This is a genomic window from Rummeliibacillus sp. TYF005 (assembly GCF_003844195.1).
GTDB lineage: Bacteria > Bacillota > Bacilli > Bacillales_A > Planococcaceae > Rummeliibacillus.
In genome coordinates, this window is the sequence record NZ_ML122547.1 from 22,262 (window position 1) to 44,370 (window position 22,109).

Annotated in this window: 16 protein-coding genes; 11 read left to right on the forward strand and 5 right to left on the reverse strand. The window is 33.7% G+C overall.

Annotated elements, in window-relative coordinates; translation table 11 throughout:
* Positions 1-56 precede the first annotated feature (56 nt).
* Together CW357_RS05935 and CW357_RS05940 are read left to right on the forward strand one after the other, a co-directional pair.
* Positions 57-677 (forward strand): DUF47 domain-containing protein, encoded by a 621-nt coding sequence (locus CW357_RS05935; protein WP_119414677.1) that lies wholly within the window; start codon positions 57-59, stop codon positions 675-677.
* An 11-nt stretch (positions 678-688) separates the two neighbouring features.
* Positions 689-1,687, forward strand: a complete 999-nt coding sequence (locus CW357_RS05940; protein ID WP_119414678.1) for an inorganic phosphate transporter — start codon at positions 689-691, stop codon at positions 1,685-1,687.
* Positions 1,688-2,577: 890 nt separating this feature from the next.
* Here CW357_RS05940 and CW357_RS05945 read toward each other — a convergent pair.
* A complete protein-coding gene (locus tag CW357_RS05945; protein WP_124217586.1) occupies positions 2,578-4,746 on the reverse strand; it encodes a YhgE/Pip domain-containing protein in 2,169 nt (722 codons plus the stop codon).
* A 104-nt stretch (positions 4,747-4,850) separates the two neighbouring features.
* Positions 4,851-5,006, reverse strand: coding sequence for a hypothetical protein (locus CW357_RS18175; protein WP_164489552.1), 156 nt, complete (start codon positions 5,004-5,006; stop codon positions 4,851-4,853).
* A 146-nt stretch (positions 5,007-5,152) separates the two neighbouring features.
* Between CW357_RS18175 and CW357_RS05950 the strand changes: the two genes are divergently transcribed.
* Positions 5,153-6,544, forward strand: a complete 1,392-nt coding sequence (locus CW357_RS05950) for an aldehyde dehydrogenase (protein WP_233548016.1) — start codon at positions 5,153-5,155, stop codon at positions 6,542-6,544.
* A 40-nt stretch (positions 6,545-6,584) separates the two neighbouring features.
* Here CW357_RS05950 and CW357_RS05955 read toward each other — a convergent pair whose 3' ends face one another.
* On the reverse strand, positions 6,585-8,072 hold the full coding sequence (locus CW357_RS05955; RefSeq protein WP_164489553.1) for a two-component system sensor histidine kinase NtrB: 1,488 nt from the start codon (positions 8,070-8,072) through the stop codon (positions 6,585-6,587).
* Positions 8,073-8,266: 194 nt separating this feature from the next.
* On the opposite strand from CW357_RS05955, the gene CW357_RS05960 reads away from it, so the two are divergent.
* The 6 genes from CW357_RS05960 to ahpF all read left to right on the forward strand — a co-directional run bounded on the left by CW357_RS05960 (position 8,267) and on the right by ahpF (position 17,140).
* The gene (locus CW357_RS05960; RefSeq protein WP_119414681.1) at positions 8,267-9,322 is read left to right on the forward strand and encodes a M42 family metallopeptidase; all 1,056 of its coding nucleotides are present in this window, start codon (positions 8,267-8,269) and stop codon (positions 9,320-9,322) included.
* Positions 9,323-9,339: 17 nt separating this feature from the next.
* On the forward strand, positions 9,340-10,818 hold the full coding sequence (locus tag CW357_RS05965; protein ID WP_119414682.1) for a UDP-N-acetylmuramoyl-L-alanyl-D-glutamate--2,6-diaminopimelate ligase: 1,479 nt from the start codon (positions 9,340-9,342) through the stop codon (positions 10,816-10,818).
* A gap of 434 nt (positions 10,819-11,252) precedes the next feature.
* Positions 11,253-12,827 carry a peptide chain release factor 3 gene (locus CW357_RS05970; RefSeq protein WP_119414683.1) on the forward strand — a complete coding sequence of 525 codons (1,575 nt, stop codon included), beginning with the start codon at positions 11,253-11,255 and terminating at the stop codon, positions 12,825-12,827.
* Between the two features lie 291 nt (positions 12,828-13,118).
* The gene (locus CW357_RS05975; RefSeq protein WP_124217588.1) at positions 13,119-14,204 is read left to right on the forward strand and encodes an SDR family oxidoreductase; all 1,086 of its coding nucleotides are present in this window, start codon (positions 13,119-13,121) and stop codon (positions 14,202-14,204) included.
* A 552-nt stretch (positions 14,205-14,756) separates the two neighbouring features.
* Entirely contained in the window at positions 14,757-15,320 is a 564-nt protein-coding gene (gene ahpC, locus CW357_RS05980) for an alkyl hydroperoxide reductase subunit C (protein ID WP_119414685.1), read from the forward strand.
* A gap of 263 nt (positions 15,321-15,583) precedes the next feature.
* The gene (gene ahpF, locus CW357_RS05985) at positions 15,584-17,140 is read left to right on the forward strand and encodes an alkyl hydroperoxide reductase subunit F (protein WP_124217611.1); all 1,557 of its coding nucleotides are present in this window, start codon (positions 15,584-15,586) and stop codon (positions 17,138-17,140) included.
* 89 nt (positions 17,141-17,229) lie between these two features.
* Here ahpF and CW357_RS18725 read toward each other — a convergent pair whose 3' ends face one another.
* Entirely contained in the window at positions 17,230-17,355 is a 126-nt protein-coding gene (locus tag CW357_RS18725) for a hypothetical protein (protein WP_255416296.1), read from the reverse strand.
* A 512-nt stretch (positions 17,356-17,867) separates the two neighbouring features.
* On the opposite strand from CW357_RS18725, the gene CW357_RS05990 reads away from it, so the two are divergent.
* Positions 17,868-18,662 (forward strand): TerC family protein, encoded by a 795-nt coding sequence (locus CW357_RS05990; RefSeq protein WP_119414686.1) that lies wholly within the window; start codon positions 17,868-17,870, stop codon positions 18,660-18,662.
* A gap of 231 nt (positions 18,663-18,893) precedes the next feature.
* Complete coding sequence (locus tag CW357_RS05995) at positions 18,894-20,243, forward strand: TrkH family potassium uptake protein (RefSeq protein WP_124217589.1); 1,350 nt, start codon at positions 18,894-18,896, stop codon at positions 20,241-20,243.
* A gap of 84 nt (positions 20,244-20,327) precedes the next feature.
* Here CW357_RS05995 and CW357_RS06000 read toward each other — a convergent pair whose 3' ends face one another.
* Positions 20,328-22,076: a B12-binding domain-containing radical SAM protein gene (locus tag CW357_RS06000; RefSeq protein ID WP_124217590.1), complete on the reverse strand. Its 1,749-nt coding sequence runs from the start codon at positions 22,074-22,076 to the stop codon at positions 20,328-20,330.
* Positions 22,077-22,109 lie beyond the last annotated feature (33 nt).

Here is a 22,109-nt window from a genome sequence, read left to right on the forward strand (position 1 = left end):
AGATATTTTTGCGCTCAAAACAACATGTTTTGACACTAACTTTTCAGGAGGAATTTATGTTTAGTCGAAAAAAAGAAGATCCATTTTTTGAGGTATTGCACAAAATTTCATTGAATGTTCAAGAGGCAGTACACTACGCTAATGATGTTCATGTTCAAAATTTAGAGGACTTACATGAGATTAGTACTCGAATGAAACGATATGAAACTGATGGTGACTCACTTATTCATGAATTGATCGTAATGCTCAATAAATCATTTATGACACCTATTGAGAGAGAAGATATCCTTGCTTTAGCGAATAGCATGGATGATGTTCTTGATGGTATGGAAGAATGTATTGCACATATATACATGTTTGCTTTAACTAAACCTGATAATTCCATGAATACTTTTATTAGTTATATTGTAAAAAGTGCTGATGAGGTTGTAAAAGCAATGGAAAAATTGCAAAATAAAAATTTAACGAGTATGCGCGAGAATGCTATTTTAATAAAAGATTATGAGAGTAAATGTGATGAAGTATTACGTACTTCTATTAAGCAATTATTCTTGCGTGAAAAAGATCCGATTAAAATTATTCAATTTAAAGATATATATGAACAACTTGAAGATATTGCAGATGATTGTCAAAATGTTGCAAACACGATGGAAACAATTATTATGCGTAATGCTTAAGGAGCGGGCAAATGGATACAGTAGTTATTTTAACCGTATTAGTGGTAATCTTCGCACTAGCGTTTGATTTTATAAATGGTTTCCATGATACAGCTAACGCTATTGCAACATCAGTCTCAACTAGAGCTCTTCCACCAAAAGCAGCTGTAATGATGGCTGCTATTATGAACTTTATCGGTGCTATTACTTTTACGGGCGTGGCAAAAGCAATAACAAAGGATATTGTAGATCCTTTTGCGTTATCTAATGGATCAGTTGTAATCTTAGCTGCTTTAATAGCCGCTATTATTTGGAATTTGGTTACTTGGTATTTTGGAATACCATCTAGCTCATCCCACGCTATTATTGGTTCTATAGCTGGTGCAGCAATTGCAGCTGCAGGATTTGGAATATTAAATTATAGTGGATTTATTAAAATATTAGAAGCTCTACTTCTTTCACCTTTTATCGCAATTGTAGCCGGCTTCTTAATGATGTCACTATTTAAAATATTATTCCGAAATGCAAATCTCTATAGGACAAACAAAGGAATTCGGTTGTTGCAAATTTGTACGGCAGCAATTCAATCATTCACACATGGTACTAATGATGCGCAAAAAGCAATGGGTATTATTACAATGGCGTTAATAGCTGCTGAAATGCAAGCCGGCGACGATATCCAACTTTGGGTACGTATTGCGGCAGCAACTGCTATGGGATTAGGAACTTCTGTGGGAGGATATAAGATTATCAAAACAGTTGGTGGCAAGATTATGAAGCTGCGACCGATAAATGGTGCAGCAGCAGATTTAGCCTCAGCCTCTGTTATCTTTGGAGCTACATTAATCCACTTACCTGTTAGTACAACACATGTTATTTCCTCAGCGATTATGGGTGTAGGTTCTGCTCAACGCGTAAAAGGGGTTAAGTGGGGTGTGGCACGTAAAATTGTACTTACTTGGATCATCACTATGCCAATAGCTGCAACACTAGCCGCATTGTGTTACTTTGTTTTAAATTTGATATTTTAAAATTATTACTGTCTCACAGTCAAAAACTGTTGAGGCAGTTTTTGATTTGAAATAAAACCAAGTCAAAAAAAGAGTCTTATGGATGATTGTAAGCAACTCTTTTATATCAAATTACTTAAAGTATCTGTTAGGAATAAGTCGAACAAAGTTAATTAGAAGTTTGTTATGTAAGAAGGACTTGATGATGATTAATACATTGAAGAATACGAAAGGTAAATAATAGGCAAAATAAAAAAGCAGGCGCTCATCTGCCTGCTCGTAAGAAAAGGACTCCCAGCAATCCGTGCTGTTACGGAGTTCTTTTTTGTGAATATTTATAAATAAATATCACATAGGTTTGGCACCTAATATATTATTATACAAGTTATTTTGAAAAAGGCAAGCTTATATATACTTTTTAGTATAATACAATTAGATTCAGTGATGAAAAAGTAAAAAACTTTGCAGGAAAGTATAGTTTTTGATTATAATTATTAAATGGGTTTTAAAAGTGACTATCTTTTTAATAATATGATTCAGATGGAAAATTTCTTTTATATTAAATTAGAAATTATTTGGAATTACATATTTATCTAGATAGCCTTATCAAATGAAGTTACAGAATATAACAAGGAAGTGAAATAGAATGGCTATTGAAATTATCTCTATCGTTGCTTTTATGATTTTAAATACAGCAGTTTTTAGTATTTTAGGCGATACAGAATATTAAAAAACAAAAGCCTTACACAATAAATTATTGTGCAAGGCCTTTGTCTGAGATTATTGAGTCTTACTTATACTTATGTAAGAATCCTAGTCAATCATAATTTTCAATTTCATAAATGTCAATATATTAACATGAAATAATCCAAAAATGAAAGCGGCTACATAATTGGAGATGTAGTCGCTTTTTAATGAAATAGACCAGATTCTCTTGATTTGCGTAACATTTTTCGGGTTAAATCACGTAGCTGCTTTTTGAAAATACTCCCAAATATTAAACAAAAAATCAACAGTATTGATAAGAAGATAAAGTCAATAATGATTGTATGTTGTGTGATTCCCCCTATTGCTTCTCTTGTTAAAGAAATCGCATAAGTGAAAGGAAGATACGGATTTATAATTTGAAAAAACTTTGGTAATAAAACTGTAGGGTATGTCCCACCTGAACCCGCAAGTTGTAAAACAAGCAAAATAATGGATAGAGCTTTACCGACATCGCCAAAAACAGATACGAGTGTATAAACGATGGACATAAAAACAAGGCTTATAAATAAACTGAAGAAAAAGAAACAAACCGGGGACTGTGCAGATACATGCAAGATGAAAATATCTCCTAATACAATGATAGCCGTTTGAAGTAATCCTATGGTCCAAAAAGTAAGAAGTTTTCCAAAGTATACTTCGCGAATTTTGTATTGTGCGTCTTCATTTGTGTCGACCGCTAATAAAGAAATCAGTAAAAGACAACCAACCCAAATAGCTAATACTGAATAAAATGGCGCCATACCAGTTCCGTAATTGGGGATAGGGAAAATACGATTTTCATGCATCTTAATAGGTTCTTCGAAAAATGATTTTTCTGCCAAGGGATCATTTATTAATAACTGAATAATACTTTCTAAATTCATCTCTTTATCGAAGTTCCGTATTTTATTGGCCAATTGATGCACTCGATCGTAAATTATTGGGTATTCGCTGATAAGTGTATTCATACCTTTTTTAGTATCATTCACAAAGCTATTTGCGTTATTTAGTATATTTTCTACTTCGGGAATTGCTTTTTTAATGTCCAACAGAATAGTTTTGGCCTGTGTCAAAGTTTGTTTTACGTTTGTAATCTGCGAGAGTATTGTTGGTTCAATTGTTTGTTCAAATATATTTGTAAATCGATCTAATCCGATAGATGTGTTAGACGCTATCTGTTGAAGTTGACCAAGCGAATTGCTTATTTCTTGTTCTTTGTTATCAAGTAAGGTATTAAGCTCAGTTCCTTGTGTTTGAGCTTGTTGTAAAATAGTTTGAATGGTCTCTGTTTGAGCAATCGCATTATCTAATTGTTGCGAGTTTGAATCTATATTGTGATCAGTATTGTATTGTTTTAAAGAAAGTAATAGTTGATTTATGGTTGTTATTTTTTCATTTGCTTCTGAAACATTTTTGTTTAACTGTGTTTTAATAGCTGTTGCATCCGAAAAGGTAAGATTACTTTTACTTAATCGTGTTAAAAGGTTATTTGTGGTCGTAGAGATTTGTTTAACGGTTTCTATATCTTGTTTCACTTGAGGGCTAATCGAGTTTAGTTGTGATTCCGCATGATCGACAAAAGTAAGTGTTTGATCAACTGTTGATAATCCTTTTGAAGTTAAATTGTTTACTTGTGGAGCCTTTTCTTTTGCATATTGAAGGATTTCACTCGCTTTTTCTACATCTTGTTGTGCTATTTTTAATTTGTCGTAAATTGTAGGTAAATCTTTTTCTAATGTAAATACGAAATCTTTGAATTTTTCAATATCTGGTATATCTCTTTGCAACTCGACACCAATTCGATTAAATATATCAAAAATAGTGCCATTGACCGTACCGATAAATTTACTGCTCATTGTTTCGACAAGGACACTGGCCCCCTTACTCGTAATTTTAGGGGCAATAGAATTTATCTTTTCATTGACATAGTATTCAAGAGTTGCTTTTTCAGGGTGAGTGTTAATCACGGTTGCTAAATGCGCCGAAAAATTTTGAGGGATGACAATAACTGCAAAATAATCACCATTGTTTAGATGTTTTAACGCTTCTTTTTGATTGGAGAATTTCCAATTCATATCATGATTATCCTTTAACTCAGAAATGAGTTCTTTTCCAGCGTTAAATGAATGACCTTGAACAGTAGCTCCTGTATCTTCATTGACTATACCTACTGGAATTTGACTTGTTCGTCCATATGGATCCCATGATGCAGCGATATTTAGCCATGCATAAAGGGATGGCAGAATTATTAAACCTGAAATGATAATAGCGGATACCCAATTTGTTCCTACACTTCTTAAATCTTTTAAGTAGATGCTCCAAATGTTTTTCATAAGTGTGTACCACCTCGGGTCTAGTAAAAAAGTATGTGTACGAGCAAACCCGCACACATACCCGCTTATTAATGGATGAGATAATAGTTTAAATTCGAATGTCGTTAAAATAATTCAGATTCATCGTTACGATTTATATCATCTAAATGTCGCAAATACAAAAATTCTTCATCTTCTAATTCCTGTTGTCGTTCAAACGAAATACCAACTGATAAATCTCCAGTAAAAAGTGATTCCCACCAAGTTTCTGTTTTTAACATAGTCTGTTCTCCCTTCGCGAGTAGAATTCAAAATTCACAAATGGTACAATTTGAAAAAAGACAGTACGTGCTGGCAAATCATTGGCTATGTAGCTGAAAATAGTATGGGTGACTTGCACTTTTTTATACGTTTAAGGGGGATGAATATGGCGGAATTTTCTATGCAAGATGTAGAGTTAATGATATCTGAGCAACGGAAATATTTTTTTTCTGGTGCTACAAAAAAGATTGATTTTCGTAAAGAACAATTAAAAAAATTGAAGACTACGATTAGTCATTATGAAAAGGAAATTATGCAAGCGCTTCATGATGATTTACGTAAAAGTGAATTTGAAGCATATTCTACAGAAGTTGGATTAGTATTAGATAGTATTAGTTATATGCAAAAGTATTTGGAAGAATGGATGCATCCAGTAGCAGTATCAACACCGATTCATTTACAACCGGCAAAAAGTTTTATTGTTAGAGAACCATACGGTGTTACATTAATTATTGGACCGTTTAATTATCCATTTCAGCTAGTCATGGAGCCATTAATCGGTGCAATTATTGGTGGAAATACTGCGATTGTAAAACCATCTGAATCGGCTCCTCATACAACTGCGGTGATTAAAAAAATTATTCAAGAAACATTTGAAGAACAATATGTTCGAATTGTAGAAGGTCAAGTGGAAGAAACAACAGCGCTTATCCATTCATCATTTGATTTTGTTTTCTTTACAGGCAGTGTTGCTGTAGGGAAAATTGTGGCAAGTGCTTGTGCTGAACGTTTGACTCCATATACTTTAGAACTTGGAGGAAAGAGTCCTGCAATTGTTGATCAAACAGCGAATATAGAAGTAGCTGTGAAAAGAATTGTCTGGGGGAAATTTACGAATGCAGGTCAAACTTGTGTAGCACCGGATTATGTACTTGTCCATGAATCAGTAAAAGTCCCGTTTATACGCCATTTAAAAAAGACCTTGCAAAAATTTTACGGAAAAGATCCCCAGAAGAGTCCGGATTTTGGTCGAATTATTAATACCAAACAGTTTGATCGTTTAAAAGGTTTGCTAGATCAAGAACGAAATCATATTTTGTTCGGAGGTTATACTGATCGAGATGATTTGTACATTGAACCTACGGTGTTAGAAGACATTGTATGGGATAGTCCAATAATGGAAGACGAGATTTTTGGTCCAATTATGCCTATATTAGTTTATGATGATTTACGTTTAGTCATTCATCAAATTCGACAAAACCCTAAACCATTGGCAGCTTATTTCTTTTCAGAGACAGATAAAGCAATCCAATACTTTTTAGATGAATTACCATTTGGTGGAGGATGTATTAATGATACGATTACACATGTTGCAAGTATGCATCTACCATTTGGAGGAGTTGGAACTTCTGGTGTTCATAATTATCATGGTAAAGCGAGCTTTGAATGTTTTACCCATCCAAAGTCAATATTGAAAAAGTCAACTAAGTTTTCCAATAATCTTTTATATCCACCATATAAACAAAAGGTTAAATTAGTAAAAACGATTTTGCGATAAAAAAAGACTTTCCCATGTCGATTGACTAGGGAAAGTCTTTTTAATTTTCTTTATGTAAAGGTAGGTAGAACTTTATTTCGGTACCTTTTCCAAATGAACTATCAATGTCAATATGTCCATGATGTTCTTTGATGATTTTTTCAATAATCATCATTCCTAGACCAGTTCCATCAGGTTTAGTTGTATAGAAAGGTTCAAAGATATGTTCCACGACTTCTTTTTTCATACCTTGTCCGGTATCCTTTATGCTAATTGAACAAAAGTGATCATTTGTCTTATCGATTGTGACTGTAATTTCACCATCTCTTTGAATAGCTTCTGAAGCATTTTTTATAAGGTTAATAAAAACTTGTTTGATTTGATTTGGATTACCAGAGACAATAAGTCCTTCCGTTATCCGTTGTACAGATAAAGTAATGTTTTTTGTCTGTAGTTCAGGTTTATACAGGGTTACGATATCTGATAGTACTAGATCTATGTTGAAGTCTACAGCCCTTATTGAAGAAGGCTTAGATAATACTAAAAATTCACTAATTATGAGATTGATACGATCAATTTCATAATCGATTAAATTCGTATAATATGTATAAGGAGAATTTTGATCTTCATTCATCATTTGTACAAAACCAGATATAACGGTTAATGGATTTCGAATTTCATGAGCAACACCTGCTGCAATTTCACCTGCTACTTTTAATTTTTCTGAGTGAATACGTATTTGTTCAGCTTCTTTTTTATAAGAAATATCTCTTGTAATAACAGATGTAGCGATAATTTTGCCTTTTGAATCGAAAATAGGGGATAAAGTGATCTCAGCATCAAAGATTGTACCGTCCTTTTTCATATCTTTCGTTTCAAGCAAATGGAAACTTTCTCCGTCGTACATACGTTTAATACGTTCATTTGCCTTATATAAATCTTCAAAAGGTACCATACAAATCTTTTTCCCAATACACTCTTCCCTGGCCCAACCATAAAGTTCTTCAAAAGCAGGGTTGACTTCTATTACACGATTATCTAAATCAAAAACTGCAATACTGTCTTTGGCGTATTTGAAAAATAACTTTAAATACCCTTCTTTTGAGAATAATTCTTTCTCTTTCGTGTTTGCTTCTTCTTCTAATCTTTTCAACTTATTCTGAAAATATAGTTTTTGAACAATTGCGACGATACTAAAGAATGTGATAACAAGAAAGAAAATCGTAATATCTGATTGATTATAATAATGTGAAAAATTATCATAATGAAACTTTAAGAGTATGTAGAATTCCACCATTGTGACAACCATGATACTTAAATTTAACCAGAATGATTGATATAATGCCAAGAAAAAAAGTAGTAAAATAAAAATAATTAAACGATGCGTAAGATCATGGGTTTCTAAGTTGAATAGTAATCCATAACCATTTAATCCTATCGTCAAAAGAATACATACAAGTCTATCAGCTTTTTTTAGGCTAAAAAGTACTATGATTAATAAGCAAAAGATGATAAAAAAATCAGGTAACGGTGTGATAGTATCTTTCACCCCTAAAAAACCAATGATTGAATGTATGGTAACAAAAGTCATCAGTATGAGAAGAATATATTGATTTTTTTCTTTAAGGAGTACTTCATAAAGACACCTCTAATTATTATACTATTACCATAATACATGATTTACCGTTGTCGTAAAATGTCATATATTGATATTATGAAAAGAATGAGTAGGAGGTTTTTTAAATGGCAACCACTTTTAATGAAGCGGAAACAGTTGAATTACTTGGAAAGTTAGCAAATACTGCCAGTCCATCCGGTTATACAATGGATATTATGAAATTTATATCAGGATTATTAAAAGAATTAGGTGTACAATTTAAGCAAACCAATAAAGGTGCATTAATCGCTACTATCCAAGGTAAAAACGATGAACGCCATCGTTTACTAACAGCACATGTAGATACTCTTGGTGCTATTGTCAAAGATATTAAACCTAGCGGACGGTTAAAATTATCGATGATTGGTGGTTTTAATTGGAATGCAGTTGAAGGAGAATATTGCACAATCCACACTGCATCCGGAAAAAAAGTACGTGGTACAATCTTAATGCATGAAACTTCTGTACATGTTTACAAAAAAGCAGGAGAATTACCTCGAAATGATGAACATATAGAAGTACGTGTAGATGAAAAAGTCTTTAATGCTGAAGATACAAGAGCGGTAGGAATTGAAGTTGGGGATTTTGTGTCATTTGATCCACGATTTGAAGTAACTGAAACAGGATTTGTCAAATCTCGTCATTTAGATGATAAAGCAAGTACTGCACTTATGCTTCAATTGCTAAAAACACTAAAAAAAGAGAACATTGAGTTACCATATACAACTCATTTCTATATTTCCAATAACGAGGAAATTGGGTATGGTGGTAATGCAAGTATTCCAGATCAAGTTGTAGAATATATAGCTGTTGATATGGGGGCAATTGGAGATGGACAAGCTACTGACGAATACACAGTTTCAATTTGTGCAAAAGACTCAAGTGGCCCTTATCATTATGAGTTAACACACCAACTTGTAGCTCTCGCAAAAGCAAATAATATAGATTACAAATTAGATATCTACCCATATTACGGATCAGATGCATCTGCTGCTATTCGTGCTGGATATGATGTAAGACATGCATTGTTTGGTGCTGGCATTGAGTCATCTCATGCTTATGAAAGAACACATATAGATTCACTACGCAATACAGCTGCTTTACTGCTTGCGTACGTTACATCAACAATGATTGATGAATAATAGGAGGAACAATTATTATGCAAGCAACACAATTACTTCAATGTTTACCGATGAAAAAAATCATTGGTAATTTACCTGAGAATATTAAAGATATAGCCATTGATTCTCGCAGCGTTCAACCGAAAAGTCTCTTCGTTTGTATAAAAGGTTATACGGTAGATGGTCATGACTTTGCTCAAAAGGCAGTGGAAAATGGTGCAATTATTGTTGTTACAGAACGCCAATTAGATTTACAAGGTAATGTAGCTCAAGTAATTGTAAAAGATACAAATAGAGCGCTCGGAGCATTAGCTGCGAAATTCTTTGACTATCCATCAAAAGATATTACGATGTTCGGAGTAACTGGTACAAACGGTAAAACAAGTGTAGCGACAATGATCGAAACTATTCTACTTGGTCTAGGCGTTCGCTCTGCTATGAAAGGTACAACTGGTTATAATTTAAATGGTATTATGTATGCTTCTGGCAATACTACAAGTGATGCCCTTTCTACTCAACAAATGATTTTTAGAGCTAGAGCAGAAGGTTGTCGAGGAATGGTCATGGAAGTATCATCACATGGCCTCGTGTTAGGAAGAGTAGCTGGTGTAGACTTTGATGTAGCTATCTTCACTAACCTAACACATGATCATTTAGATTTCCACGGAACGATGGAAAACTACGGGAATGCGAAGGGCTTATTATTCTCTCAACTTGGACAAGACCTTGAAAAAGACAAACATGCAGTTTTAAATGCTGATGATCCTTGGTCTGAAAAATATGCAGGAATCACACCTTTCCCAATTTGGACATATGGTCTTAAAAACGAAGAAGCAATCTTTAGAGGAATCAACTGTCAATATCATGATCATATGACTTATTTTGATATGGTGACACCAGAAGGTACATTCCCTGTGCAATTACATTTACTTGGTGAATTTAATGTCTACAATGCTTTAGCTGCAACAGCCGCACTGTATTGTAAAGGCTATGCTGTTAAAGATATTATTGAACAGTTAGAAGCAATGGGACCGGTAAAAGGTCGAATGCAACAAGTTTCTCCAAAAGATTTTCCTATTAGTATTTTTGTCGATTATGCACATACACCAGATGCTATAGAAAAAGCAATAACTGCAGCGATTCCTTATAAGAAAAAGAAAATGATTTTCTTAATCGGAACAGGTGGTAACCGTGATAAATCAAAACGACCAGATATGGCAAAAGAGGCTTCACGTGCAGATTATGTTATATTAACAACTGATGACCCACGCTATGAAGAATATGAGAGTATTATGAATGACCTTGAAAAAGGTATGCAACATGATCAATATAAATGTATAGGTGACCGTGCAGAAGCAGTTCGCTATGCAGTAGAAGTTGCTGAGCCAGGAGATATGATCATCTTTGCTGGTAAAGGACATGAAGATTATCAAATTATTGGGAATACAAAATATCCTCATAGTGACGCTGAAATTGCGTTAGAAGCAGCTAGAGTGAAATTTAATATTTCCAAATGATTCGAACAGTTTCCTTATATTTATGAAAAAGAATTATTTAAAATATACTAATTGATAAAGTGGGGGTATTACTATCCCCACTTTTTTTGTTATAATTGAAAAGTTAAGTTTTGAAGATAAAAATAATTGTTCAAAATAGATAAACGAGTGCATTTCATAAATCGATATTCAGTTCGAAAGAGTAAATAATAACCTGATTTAAAGATTAAATGTTCGGTTTTTATATAATTTAATATTGACTCAATAGCGATTAAAAAATAATCATGATTAAGGAATGTGATATCCGGTGTAAATAGTTCAACTTGGATTTCTAATTTAAAGCCTATGTTGGAAATTGTAGACTTTTGTATTAACTAAGTCTAAAAGCATTACAATTTTTAACGGCTAATTATGCACCCCATAAACATAAGGATTGAATAAAGGAGTTAAAAAACATGAGTTCGAAACTTGAACAAGATATATTAGCACGTCGTACTTTTGCAATCATTTCCCACCCGGATGCTGGTAAAACGACAATGACTGAAAAATTATTATACTTTGGTGGCGCTATTCGTGATGCAGGTACTGTAAAAGCCAAAAAAACTGGTAAATTTGCAACATCTGACTGGATGGAAATTGAGAAACAACGTGGGATTTCTGTAACATCATCTGTTATGCAATTCGATTATAGCGGATGTCGAGTGAATATTTTGGATACACCAGGGCACCAAGATTTCTCTGAGGATACTTATCGTACATTAATGGCTGTAGATAGCGCGGTTATGATTATCGATGCTGCAAAGGGGATTGAAGCACAAACCTTAAAATTATTTAAAGTTTGTAGTATGCGTGGGATTCCTATTTTTACTTTTATCAATAAATTAGACCGTCAAGGTAAAGAACCACTTGAATTGATTGAAGAATTAGAAGAAGTTTTAGGAATTCAGGCTTATGCCATGAACTGGCCTATTGGTATGGGGAAAGAATTCTATGGAATTTATGATCGCTATAACAAACGTATTGAACAATTCCGTACTGAAGAAGATGAACGATTCTTACCTTTAGATGAAAATGGTGAGCTTGCTGTTGACCATGAAATGAAAAAATCATCTTATTACACGCAAGCAATGGATGATATTATGTTATTAGATGAAGCGGGAAATGATTTTTCAAAGGAAAAAATTATTAAAGGTGAACTTACGCCAGTATTCTTCGGTTCTGCATTAACAAACTTTGGTGTTCAAACATTTTTAGAAACTTATTTGCAATTTGCACCAACACCACAACCTCGCTTAACAGAAGAAGAATCTTTGGTAGAACCTTTAGATGATGAATTTTCAGGTTTTGTATTTAAAATTCAAGCCAATATGAATCCAGCACACCGTGACCGCATTGCTTTTGTTCGAATTGTTTCAGGTAAATTCGAACGTGGTATGAATGTTACATTAACGCGTACAAATAAATCATTCAAAGTAACGCAATCTACTCAGTTTTTAGCAGATGATCGAGAAACAGTAGATGAAGCAGTTGCAGGAGATATCATAGGTTTATACGATACTGGTAACTATCAAATCGGTGATACGATTGTAGGTGGTAAAAAAACGTTCCAATTTGAAAAATTACCACAGTTTACACCAGAATTATTTGTCCGTGTAACAGCGAAAAACGTTATGAAATCTAAACACTTCCATAAAGGTATTGAGCAACTTGTACAAGAAGGGGCTATTCAATACTATAAGACATTGCACACAGAAGATATCATTCTTGGTGCTGTCGGACAATTACAATTTGAAGTTTTCGAAAATCGTATGAAAAACGAATATAATGTTGAAGTTCGTATGGAACCAATTGGCAATAAAATGGCTCGTTGGATTGAAAATGAAGAAGATGTTAAAGAATCCATGTCAGGTCCACGAAGTACACTAGTCCATGATCGATTTGGTAACTATGTATTCTTATTCGAAAATGAATTTGCAATGCGTTGGTTCCATGATAAAAACCCTGATATTAAATTATATAGTTTATTGTAAAAAATAATTTAATTGAAATTTTGAGAAGGTCTATGAATGAATTATTCATTTATGGGCCTTCTTTTTGTGTTTTAATTACAACTATTTGTTTTGAATTATTTAATGAAATATTTGTAAAAAAATATAATTTTTATTATGATTATATAAAAGTAGATTTATATAATTAAAGTTTCAATATTCTCTTTACTTATGGTGGAGTAAAGAGAATATTGAAAAGCTATAGAGGTATAAAAGTAATTAATTTTGAATTGATACCATTCTTATTTCAATAGATAGAAAGAAGGTAAATAAATGACAACAGCATTTTTTACAGGATTTCCGGGATTTATTGCAAGTAGGATTATTCGTGAGGCATTTGAAAATTACAATTATGATCGTGTTTATACCATTGTTTTAGCTACACAATTAGAAAAAGCTCAACAAGAGAAAAAAAGTATTTTATCAAAATTCCCTGATAAGGAGATTGTAATTATTGAGGGGGATATCACTTTACCACAATTAGATTTAAGTGATGAAACAATTATTATGTTACAGGAACAGGTAGAAGTTGTGTGGCATTTAGCTGCAATCTATGATTTGGCGGTCCCTCGTCCAATAGCCTGGAAAGTAAATGTACATGGTACTGAAATGATGAATCTTTTTGTAGAGAGTCTACCGAAACTAAAACGATATGTCTATTTTAGTACAGCTTATGTTGCAGGAACTCGTGAAGGAAACTTATTAGAAACAGAACTTATACGTCCAAATAACTTTAAGAATTTTTATGAAGAAACAAAGTTCGAGGCAGAATTATTAGTCGATCAGTTGAAAAGTAATCTCCCAGTAACAATTATCCGACCGGGAATTGTTTGGGGAAATTCAAAAACAGGAGAAACGATTAAATTTGATGGACCTTATTTTATCGTCAATATGATTGATCGTTTAAAAAAACTACCTATAATACCTTATATAGGCCACTCTACTTCTCTTATTAATGTTGTTCCTGTAGATTATATCTATCGTGCAGCTGTATATCTAAGTGAAATAGAGGAAGCAGAAGGAAAAACGGTACATTTAACAGATCCAAATCCGCATCCAGTTCAAGAGGTGTATCGTGCTTTTGTAAAAGAGATTACAGGTAAAACACCTAGGGGGCATATTCCGTTATCCCTTGCCCAAGCATCATTAAGTATACATGCTATTCGAAAAAAGTTGGGCGTTGAGTATGAGTCACTCGATTATTTAACATGGAATGCGAATTTTGATACAACTGTTGCAAATAAATTGTTGAAAAATTCGGGTATTGAATGTGCAGACTTTATTAAGAGTATTCCCATTATGATAAAATATTACGAAGAAAATAAACATAACAAAGACTTTCATATTGAAATTAGATAGAATAAAACTCCCATCAGTGGGAGTTTTTTAGTTTGCTTCAATCCCACAGATGGTGATCTGAATTATTCAGGCTTTTATGTGCAGTTCTCCTGTACCTATCCAACTTGTATGGTTTATTTCATTTGAAATTCCTCACCCAAAATTAATAGACTTTTTTCTTCCTTATTCAAGACAGATTCTCCCTTAATTTTATCGTCAACTTGAGAAATGTTAAATTTAAATGAAAAAAAGAAAAGATTTTGGCTTCTTAAATAAGAAATAATTTGGTGGCTCTTTTTTAATACATAAAATTCTTTATTTTAGGGAATTCTATATACATAAAGTATATTTTTTTTACTTTTTAATATTGTGTTGCTAAAAAGGTGGAATTATAAGTAAGTCAATTCAAAATGTTGATAAAATAATGTTCTGAGGTGTTAACAAGAAAGTTGACTGTATAAGGTAAAAGAGTTGACAGAAAGTTTTTTTCGTATAATAATGTAAACGTAAACAATAATTATTATAATTAAGAAGTAATTATTGATAAAAGAAAGCCTAAGGAGGAATTTGATTATGTCATTAGTCAACAAAGAAATTTTACCATTCACTGCAGAAGCATTCCAAAATGGTGACTTCAAAACAGTTACAGAAGAAACTTTAAAAGGTAAATGGGCTGTACTTTGCTTCTATCCAGCAGATTTCACTTTTGTATGCCCAACTGAATTAGAAGATTTACAAAATGAATATGCTAACCTAAAAGCTCTTGGTGCTGAAGTTTACTCTGTATCAACAGATACTCATTTCACTCACAAAGCATGGCATGATCATTCAGAAGCAATTTCTAAAATCGAATATACAATGATTGGTGACCCTAACCACACAATTTCTCGTAACTTCGATGTATTAGATGAAGAAGCTGGTCTTGCTCAACGTGCTACATTCTTAATCGATCCAGACGGCATTGTTCAAACAATGGAAATCAATAACGATGGTATCGGTCGTAATGCTTCTCAATTAATCGATAAAATCAAAGCAGCTACTTATGTACGTAATCATCCAGGTGAAGTTTGCCCAGCTAAATGGAAAGAAGGCGGCGAAACTTTAACACCTGGAATCGACTTAGTAGGTAAAATCTAATTCGATTTATTTGATTCTTCCAGAATCACTTATGTAACTTCATAACAATATAACTAAGCAGGCGGCAAATACTAAGGCTTCTTTAAGTATTTGTCGCTCTATTTATAAGAGGATGAAAATAGACACATGGTTCTCTGTGTAATCAGAAAATAGAGGTGAGAAAGTTGTCGTTTCGAGAATAAATTATGTGTGACTTGTATGTTTGCATTGATGGTAGGTTGCAAAACAGGTACGAGCACAACGATTTGAACGACAATATGATCATGGCATTAGATGCGAATATTAAAGGTCAATTAAAACAGTTACTTGCACTTCTAGAGAGCGATTTAGTATTAAAGGTGAGTGCAGGGGATGATAAAGTTTCAAAGCAAATGCTAGAACTTGTTAACGAGCTTGCTGAATTATCATCTCGTATTACTATTGAACATGTACAATTAGAGCGCACACCAAGCTTTAGCGTCAATAAGGCTGGTTCTGCGGAATCGGGAGTTGTATTCGCGGGTGTACCACTTGGACATGAATTTAATTCACTCGTTTTAGCTCTTTTACAAGTTTCAGGTCGTGCTCCAAAAGTGGAAGATTCAACAATCAAACGTATTCAAGCTATTACAAAGCCTGTTCATTTTGAAACATATGTCAGCCTTACATGCCATAACTGTCCAGATGTTGTTCAAGCTTTGAATATTATGTCAGTGTTAAATCCAAATATATCACACACAATGATTGAGGGCGGCGCATTTCAATCTGAAGTACAGGAAAAAGATATTATGGGTGTTCCAACTGTTTATGCAGACGGTGACTTTTTCGAAAGTGGTCGTATGTCACTTGAAGAAATTTTAAATAAATTAGGTGCAACATCTGACCCAACTGAATTTAATGAGAAAGAACCATTTGATGTTCTAGTTGTTGGTGGAGGTCCTGCTGGAGCAAGCGCAGCTGTTTATGCGGCACGTAAAGGGATTCGCACAGGCCTTGTAGCAGAACGTTTTGGTGGTCAAGTAAATGATACTTTAGCCATCGAAAATATTATTGGCATTAAAGAAACAGAAGGTCCTGCTTTTGTAGCAAGTTTAGAGGCACATGTAGCCACTTATCCTGTTGAAATCATGAAAGACCAACGTGTAGCAAAAATATCAAAAGGCGATTTAGTAGAGGTAACATTAGAAAATGGTGGCGTCCTAAAAAGTAAAACAGTGATCCTTTCAACAGGTGCTCGTTATCGTCAACTAGGTGTACCAGGAGAACAAGAATTCAAGACAAAAGGTGTAGCATATTGTCCACACTGTGATGGGCCATTATTTAAAGGAAAAGATGTGGCAGTTGTTGGTGGAGGTAACTCTGGCGTTGAAGCAGCTATCGATTTAGCTGGTATTGTGAATCATGTAACATTATTACAACTTAGTCCAGAGCTTAAGGCTGACTCTGTTTTACAAGAAAGACTACGTAGTTTACCAAATGTAACGATTTTAACTAATGCTTTAACAAAGGAAATTACAGGTGATAAAACGGTAAATGGTTTAACTTATGTTGACCGTCAAACAAATGAGGAACATCACATTGCATTAGATGGTGTGTTCATTCAAATCGGTCTATTACCTAATACAGAATTTTTACAAGGTACTTTAGAACTTAATAAAATGAATGAAATTATTGTAGATGCACACGGCGCAACAAATATGCCAGGTGTTTTTGCGGCTGGAGACTGCACGGATACAGTTTATAAACAAATTGTCATCTCCATTGGCTCTGGTGCTACTGCCGCACTTGGTGCTGCCGACTATTTAATTCGTTCCAATGTTAAAGAGCTAGCGCAAGCTTAGTCTCTTTTAATGATAAAAAATGCCCCCAGAGTGTTGATCTCTGTTGAGGGCATTTTTGTTTTTTCTTTAAAGTAGACAATTAAAGATTTTTAGTAATTTGTATAAGATAAAATGGCATTTTCTAAGCCTTCGATTTTTGCTATTGCTGCTTCTCTATTAGTGTACTCAAACATACAAATGTCGTTGATATTATTAAAAATAGTAACTACCCACATATTTCATTTCTCCTTTTTATTTACTGTGTATTAAAACAATAATTATTTCCCCTGTTTTTCACCAATCTGTTATATAACATGTTTTATGATTCTTATTCTACTAGGATTTCTATAAATGGCAAGCCCTTTTTTATACTTTCACAGTTTGTTCACAACATTTTATTGAGGAATCAAACAAATTCTTATAGTCATACAATGGAAGTCTAAACAACAAATACTTGGCAAAGTGCGTTAGTGAATAGGCTAACTGACAGGATTCTTTCTAATCATTGGACAAATAATTTAGTTTACTTTTAGATCATAATTAGATATACTAGTTTTACAAACAAATACACTTTTGACGTTATTGTCAAAGGGGAGTAGCTATAGGGAAACCTACCTCATAGTCGTCATTACATGACTTAATTGTCATCGGGTATGAGAGCAAATTATTACTTTAACAATTGCTAAGCGAGACCTTTGCCTTTTAGAGGCAGAGGTCTTTTATTTTTTGTTGAAAAGGAGGAAATTGGATGGAATCGATTATTTTGGAATATAGTTGGGTGCTTTTAGTACTCATTATTTTGGAGGGGTTACTAGCTGCAGATAACGCTGTAGTTATGGCTGTTATGGTTAAACATTTACCAAAAGTACAACAGAAAAAAGCGTTATTTTACGGTTTACTAGGTGCTTTTGTTTTGAGGTTTGCAGCATTGTTTTTAATCACTTTTTTAGTTAACTGGTGGTGGGTACAGGCACTGGGAGCAGCCTATTTACTATTTATTAGTTTTAAACATATTTATGATATGCGTAAACACAAAGATGGGGAAGAACAGCACGGGAAAGAGAAAAAAACATCAGGTTTTTGGACAACGGTTGTTAAAGTAGAACTGGCAGATTTAGCTTTTGCAATTGATTCTATGTTAGCTGCAGTTGCACTAGCTGTAACATTGCCGGAATTAGGAAGTATTCATATAGGTGGTATTAATGGCGGTCAGTTTGCTGTCATGTTCTTAGGCGGTATTATTGGTTTAATCATTATGCGTTTTGCTGCACAATGGTTTGTTCGCTTATTACAATCTTACCCTTCTCTTGAAACTGCAGCGTTTCTTATAGTTGGTTGGGTTGGTGTTAAACTAACGGTGATGACATTGGCACATCCGAAAGTTGGTTTTTTAGATGAGCATTTCCCACACTCAGCTCTTTGGAAAAGCATCTTCTGGAGTATTCTAGTGTTATTAGCACTAGGCGGTTACTTTACTAGTGTTCGGAACAAGAAAAAGGAGAAGAAAGAAGAGCTTCAGGAAGTCACAAAAATCGAGAAATAAATCTATTTTTGTCCATGTAGGAAATACCTTACAAGTTATTATATTTAAAATATATCTCCAAGACATCCTATTCTGAAATACAAGGGTAGGATGTTTTTATGGAAAATAGGGTAAATTATATGTAAGAGATATACGACGAAATATGACAAATATTATAACTCTCTTTCTTTTTTGTTGATTTTTCAATACAATAGTTTGTATGTTGGTTTCTAGAGTGAAAGGATCGATATTATGGGTACAGCTAAAGATTTAAATAAGCGTTCAACGCCATTCCAAGCGATCGTTTCTTACTATTTCATCGCTATTGCTATTTCTTTTATCCTTCTTATATTACCAGGTGTTCATCAAGAAGGTGTGCACGTATCTCTATTAGATAGCCTGTTTACAGCTGTAAGTGCAGTAAGTGTTACAGGGTTAACAGTTGTTGATATATCAGATACCTATTCTGTATTTGGAATTGTTATGTTGTCTTTAATCATGCAACTTGGAGCAATAGGGATTATGTCACTAGGTACCTTTACATGGCTCTTGTTTGGGAAAAAAATAGGACTTCGTGAAAGACAATTAATCATGGTAGATCACAACCAATACAATCTTTCAGGTGTTGTACATTTAATCAAAGAAATTATAAAAATTTTACTAACAATTGAAATAGTAGGTGCAATGATTTTAACTTTGTACTTTACACAATATTTTGGAACGTTTAAAGAAGCGCTCTACAATGGAGTGTTTGCAGCAATATCAGCAACGACTAATGGTGGATTTGATATTACAGGAAACTCCTTAAAGCCGTTTCGACATGACTATTTTGTCCAACTAATTAATATGATTATGATTGCGTTAGGGGCCATAGGGTTTCCGGTATTAATCGAAGTGAAAAATTTTTTATCAAATAAAAACAGACATTTTAAATTTTCACTGTTTACAAAAATAACTACTTCAACTTATGCGATATTATTTGTAATCGGTTTTTTAGTTATTTTATTATTAGAGTCATTTCATGCGTTTAAAGGAATGAGTTGGCATGAAGCGTTATTTACAGCAATGTTCCATTCTGTTTCAGCCCGCTCAGCAGGGCTTACAACAATCGATGTGACTGATTTTAACGAGGCAACAGACATATTTTTAAGTGCTCTAATGTTTATCGGGGCATCACCTAGTTCTGTAGGTGGTGGTATTCGTACAACTACCTTTGCTATTGCTATTCTATTTTTGATTAACTTTGCGAGAAATAAGCAGGATATTCAAATTTTCCATCGTGAGATTCATGTGATTGATGTTTTTCGATCTTATGTAGTCATTATTTTGTCAACTTTCTTAGTAGTTTTAGCTACAATGATTTTATCGTTATCAGAGCCACATGCAACATTAATGCAAATTCTTTTTGAAATTACATCTGCATTTGGTACTTGTGGGATGTCTCTTGGGCTAACAGAGCATCTATCAGGGATTGGAAAAGTTGTCATGATGATTTTAATGTTTGTTGGAAGGGTCGGCATTATTTCCTTCTTATACTTCATCGGTGGTAAACCTGAAAAAACGAATTTCCACTATCCAAAAGAACGAGTTATTATTGGATAAAGAAGAGGAAAACTTTTAGTTTAAAACTAAGAGTTTTCCTCTTTTGCATTTTACGGCTAGTTCATTTCTAAAGATTTTAGAGCATTATTCAAACTTAGCTGCTTCGATTGTAGCAAAGTAGGGTGAACCATTTTTACGGAAGAAAGTGAGTAAATATCCTTTTTGCTTTTTAATTGTCCCTTTTTGATATGCTTCATAATCAATATTAAATGGAGTTAGAAGCGTGTGTTTGTATAAATCCTTTTCGCTGAGATTCATTTCGGCAAATTGTTCTCCAGCAATTTCTGGATTTTCTCGTAATGCTTTAAAAATTTGTTTCGAATTATCCTCAAGTACTCGATGTTGCCACCAAATTTTACGAGGTTGGAATTGTTGAGCCTTCAAATAATCAAGCTGCATCAAATTTGTGACGATATCAATAGGTGCATTACCACGTTGTTCTAAAAAGTCCAGCAATCGGGTGAACAAATCTTCTAGCTGATGTCCAATACGAGACCACCCTTTTTCATCCCAATATGTTCCGAACTCTTGGAAAAAGTCAAATGCAGTATCAAATACATCGGTAACTAAAAATTCAATCGTTCCATTCATACGATGATCATTCCAATACTTTTCTAAAATATCCTCCGTTTGTTTAATATGAAGGATATCCTCAAAGGATAGTACATTGTTAGAAAAAATTTCGTATGGTGCCATATCGACATACTGGTAACCGTATTGTTTTGCTTGTAAACGAAGACCAGTACCACGTAATAATTTTAAAAAGCCTAACTGAAGTTCTTCAGGTCTCATTGCAAATACATCGTTAAATGTTTTGCGGAAACTCATATAATCTTCTTCAGGTAATCCAGCGATCAAATCAAGGTGCTGATCGATTTTTCCACCTTCTTTTACCATATTCACAGTTCGTGATAATTTGGCAAAATTTTGTCTACGCTTTACTAAATCATTTGTTAAATCATTTGTCGACTGGATCCCAATTTCAAAGCGGAATAGACCTTTTGGTGCGTTCTCATTTAAAAACTGAATAACTTCAGGTCTCATAATATCAGCTGTAATTTCAAATTGAAATACTACTCCTGGCTTATGTTCATCTATTAAAAATTGGAACATCTCCATCGCATAACTTCTACTTATATTAAAAGTACGGTCGACAAATTTCACTGTTCTGACGCCGTGTTCCATTAGGTAGCGTATATCATCTTTAATCTTTTCGCGATTAAAGTAACGTACTCCTACTTCGATGGAAGATAAACAAAATTGGCAATTAAATGGGCAACCGCGACTTGTTTCAATATAAGCAATACGTTTTGGAATATGATGTACATCTTCTTCGAAACGGAAAGGACTTGGCAAATTACGCAAATCTATTTTAGGTGCAGCTGGATGAATAATGACTTTTTCATCGCGCATATATGCAATCCCGGGTACTTCCTCAAGTGGTAGTTTACCGTGGAAATAGTGAAGTAATTGCTTAAATGATAATTCACCTTCGCCCATAATGATGTAATCAATTTCTTTTATTCTTTGAAGCCAGTCATGTACATCGTAGGATACCTCTGGACCCCCTAGTACAATTTTCGTGTTAGGACTTACTTTTTTAATCATATGGATAATACGCATAGTTTCCTCAATATTCCAAATATAACAACTAAATCCGATAATATCTGGCTTTTTTTGATAAAGGTCTGATACGATATTGAAAGTGGGATCTTTAATCGTATATTCAGCTAAAACAGCGTCATATTCAGGCTGGGCGTAAGATTTTAAATATCTTATAGCAAGATTTGTATGGATATATTTGGCGTTTAATGTTGCAAGTACAATGTTCATGAAAATGAAGCTCCTATCAAAAAAGTTATTGTG